A 4,017-nucleotide genomic window follows, 5' to 3' on the forward strand; every position below is an offset into this window, starting at 1 on the left:
ATTTGGATTGTATAGAATCCATAGATCGCGATCTTTTACAGACTGGAATGGCGCCACGCGTTGTAACATTTCATCATCGTCTCCAATGCGGCATGGCAGTTGGGCAATCCCCATCCCTGCTTGTGCGGCTGTATGCATAGCGGCGTTCGACTTTACGCGCGGACCAGTCTTGGCATCGGGGTAAAACCGTTTAACCCAATCTGGCCGACCCTTTGTATTGGTTCGACCAATCCAACGATGGGGCTTTTCAATATTCATTTGGCGCGCGTCCAAGTATGTTCGCGCTGCATAAAGGGCCAAATGGCGCGCCACAAGACGCCGCCCAACTAAGCCCTCCGCTGGATCAGCTGTTACCCTTAAAGCAATATCAGCATTGTGTTTTTTAATGCTCACGATCTGATCATCACTATCAAAATTCACCATGATATCCGGGTACTCATCGTGAAACGCCTGCATTCTGGGCAAGATCACCGTCAGGAGTAGATATTCTGGCGCAGAAAACGTGACTTCACCAGAAAGGCGCTTATCGCTTGCGCGCACAATTTGATCGGCGTCGTTGAGCGCCGTTTTCATGGTCGTTGCCGCTGAAATCATCACCAAACCGGCTTCGGTCAGTTCGTATCCATCTGGATTGCGTTCAAACATCACAGCGCCCAATCGCTCCTCCAACGCAGCAAGTCGTCGTGAAACGGTGCCATGATTTACATTCAAGATTCGCGCGGCACGCGAAATGTTCTTTGCCTCATTGATTGCTAACAGAAAACGATAATCATCCCAATTGTTCATTGATACTTTTTGCACCTCTTATGTGCAGTTTCCGATAATTTACGCACAATAGCACAGCAAATATGGTCGGTCATCTTTGAAAGGACGTGTTATGAAATTTATATCTTTATCGCTGCGCAGCGTTTTTAGTGCCCTGGTTGCTCTAGGCATATCGATTGCTCCCGCAATTAGCGAGGAGCGAGGCCGACTGATCTTGCCAGAAACTGCGGCGTTTCCAGAAAGCATTGCCATCGACAAAAGCGGCGGCATTTACACTGGTAGTGTAACAATGGGCAACATTGTTTACATTTCGGCGGACGGAACAGATAAACTCTTCGTTAGAGGTGGTACAAACGGCGCGATCTCCATCGGTGGCTTGCTGTTGTCAAACGAGCAAGACACACTCTATGCTTGTAGTTCAGATTTAGGTTTGAATGGATTTAGCGGCAGTGCGGCAACGGGACTATTGGCGTTCAGCACCTCAAGTGGTGAATTGATCGCGCGCTGGGATTTTCCCGGTGGTGGGCTTTGCAACGACATTGCTCAAGCTCCTGATGGCACATTGTATGTTTCAGATTCATTTGTGCCCCGTGTTCTAAAACTGCCTACGGGTGCAGACGCGTTTGAAACCTTTTTGCAAGACGAACGTTTCAGCGGAGAAGGTTTCAATTTGAGCGGCATTACCCTGCTGGGGGATTCACTCATCTTAGCCAAATTCAACACCGGTCAATTCTTTCGAGTTGATCTCGCAAATGGTCCTGCATTGGCACAGGTAATTCAGCTAGATCAGCCCATTTTCGCACCTGATGGGCTACGCACGCTGAATGACGACACGATCTTGGTAGCAGCGGCAAGTGGTCAAATTGCCCGCCTGAGGATTGATGGATTGAAAGCGAAGGTGATCCCACAAAATTCTTCTTTTGACGGGCCAACTTCTTTGGCGCTGCATGAAGGCAAGATTTATGTGGTTGAAGGCCAATTGAATAAGCTACCCGCCTTTGATCCGTCGGCTATTGCGCCAAACCAGTTCACCATTTCAATAATCAACCAATAAAAAAGACGGCGCATCGATGATGCGCCGTTTGTGATTTTTGGGCCATTTCTCAGGTGTCAGACGTTCCGTTTGATCGGTTAACAGCACCAATTCTGCGCTGGCTTCAGGCGTTCGCAACTCAAATTGGTCCACCGGACCAATTTGCCCTAAAGGTCGTTGCTCACTCCCATTCAATGGTCCCCGGTGGTTTTGACGTTACGTCATAAACCACGCGGTTGATGCCTTTGACTTCATTGATGATGCGGGTGGCTGTGCGGCCAAGAAATTCCATATCGTAGTGATAGAAATCGGCGGTCATGCCATCAACAGATGTCACAGCACGCAGTGCACACACAGACTCGTAGGTTCGGCCATCGCCCATCACGCCAACGGTTTGCACCGGTAGCAAGACGGCAAATGCTTGCCAAATCTTGTCGTATTGGCCAGACTTGCGGATCTCATCGAGATAGATCGCATCTGCTTTGCGCAAAATGTCGGCTTTTTCTTTGTTCACGCCGCCGGGGCAGCGAATGGCAAGGCCGGGTCCGGGGAACGGGTGACGGCCAACAAAGCTGTCGGGCAGACCAAGTTCACGGCCCAATGCACGCACTTCGTCTTTAAACAATTCGCGCAATGGCTCTACGAGTTTGAGGTCCATTTTTTCTGGCAAACCGCCCACATTGTGGTGTGATTTGATGGTCACGCTTGGGCCACCAGTAAAGGATACACTTTCGATCACGTCGGGGTATAGCGTGCCCTGGGCCAAGAATTTTGCGCCGCCAACTTTTTTGGCTTCTTTGTCGAATGTTTCAATGAACAAGCGGCCAATGATTTTGCGCTTTTCTTCGGGATCAGATTTGCCATCCAACTCGCCCAAGAATTCGTCAGCGGCATCAACATGGACCAATGGAATATTGTAGTGATCACGGAAAAGGGTCACCACCTCTTCAGCTTCGTTCAAACGCAACAAGCCATGATCTACAAAGATGCAGGTCAGCTGGTCGCCAATCGCTTCGTGAATAAGCACAGCAGCAACAGATGAATCAACACCACCAGACAAGCCGCAAATTACCTTTGCATCGCCAACCTGATCGCGGATTTGTTGGACCGCTTGTTCGCGATAAGCACCCATGGTCCAATCGCCTGTGCACCCACAAATGTCCATGACAAAGTTTTTGTAGAGCTGGGCGCCATTGGGGGTGTGGTGCACTTCGGGGTGGAATTGCACGGCCCACATGCGGCGCTCTTCATTGGCGATCACGGCCAATGGTGCGCCAGAAGATGTGGCTACAATTTCAAACCCTTCAGGAATTTTGGTGACGCGGTCACCATGGCTCATCCAAACCTGTTGTTCACCACCAACCGGCCATTCATCACCAAAGATCGAGCAAGCTTTTTCGATTTTCAGCGTTGCACGACCATATTCTGCATCATGGCCTGCCTCAACGTTACCGCCAAGCGAAACGCACAAGGCTTGCTGACCGTAGCAAATGCCAAGAATTGGCAGATTTGCGTCGAGCAGAGATTGGTCGATATGGGGGGCATGTTCATCCAGCACGCTGGCAGGTCCGCCAGAAAGGATGATACCGCGTGGGTTCATGTCCTTTAGCGCCGCTGCTGCACTCGAAAATGGATGGATTTCGCAATAGACATTTAACTCCCGCAAGCGCCGCGCAATAAGCTGGGTAACTTGTGAGCCGAAGTCTACAATGAGGATGCTTTGGTGATCTTTTGCTGTCATGGCGAGGCTTTAGCGTCAAATGTTAGATTCCGCAACCATCAAAACGCGAAAAACCCAGCATTTTTACGCGGCCAAGCCTAAATCTGTTTGTACATGTAAGTTGTGGCGTGAAAATCATCACCGACTGCGTTTTTTGCATAGTTGGGGATGATCCCAGCAGTCTTATATCCAAGCGAGGCATATAGTGGTTCGGCGCTATCGCCAGTACGGGTATCCAGCGTGATCAGGGTACGCCCCATCTTTGCGGCCAAACCCTCAAGCGCTGACATGATTTGGCGCGCAACGCCGCGTCGGCGAAAACTTGGGTGAACCATGAGTTTTGAAATTTCAACCCGATGGGGCTGATTGTTCGGCATCCCAACAATAAGCTGCCCAGTGCCTGCTAACCGCCCTTCTTCCACCGCAACAAACATCATGCGATCTCCGGATTGAAGCGCAGATTTGATGTTGCTCAGCCAAAACGCTGCTGCGTCTTCTT

General features: G+C 50.2%; 4 protein-coding genes. 1 reads left to right on the forward strand and 3 read right to left on the reverse strand.

Annotated features, from left to right (window positions below; all coding sequences use genetic code 11):
* A partial coding sequence (locus Q0231_RS14360) for a LysR family transcriptional regulator (protein ID WP_299348470.1) occupies positions 1-786 on the reverse strand: 786 nt, incomplete at its 3' end.
* A 91-nt stretch (positions 787-877) separates the two neighbouring features.
* Here Q0231_RS14360 and Q0231_RS14365 point away from each other — a divergent pair.
* Positions 878-1,819 (forward strand): hypothetical protein, encoded by a 942-nt coding sequence (locus Q0231_RS14365; protein ID WP_299348473.1) that lies wholly within the window; start codon positions 878-880, stop codon positions 1,817-1,819.
* A 160-nt stretch (positions 1,820-1,979) separates the two neighbouring features.
* On the opposite strand, the gene guaA is transcribed toward Q0231_RS14365, so the two are convergent.
* Entirely contained in the window at positions 1,980-3,539 is a 1,560-nt protein-coding gene (gene guaA / locus Q0231_RS14370; RefSeq protein ID WP_269392145.1) for a glutamine-hydrolyzing GMP synthase, read from the reverse strand.
* A gap of 77 nt (positions 3,540-3,616) precedes the next feature.
* Positions 3,617-4,017 (reverse strand): GNAT family N-acetyltransferase (locus tag Q0231_RS14375; RefSeq protein WP_299348478.1); only part of this gene is annotated, 401 nt, incomplete at its 5' end.

Origin of the sequence: uncultured Maritalea sp., assembly GCF_937139385.1 — a bacterium.
GTDB classification, from domain to species: domain Bacteria; phylum Pseudomonadota; class Alphaproteobacteria; order Rhizobiales; family Devosiaceae; genus Maritalea; species Maritalea porphyrae_A.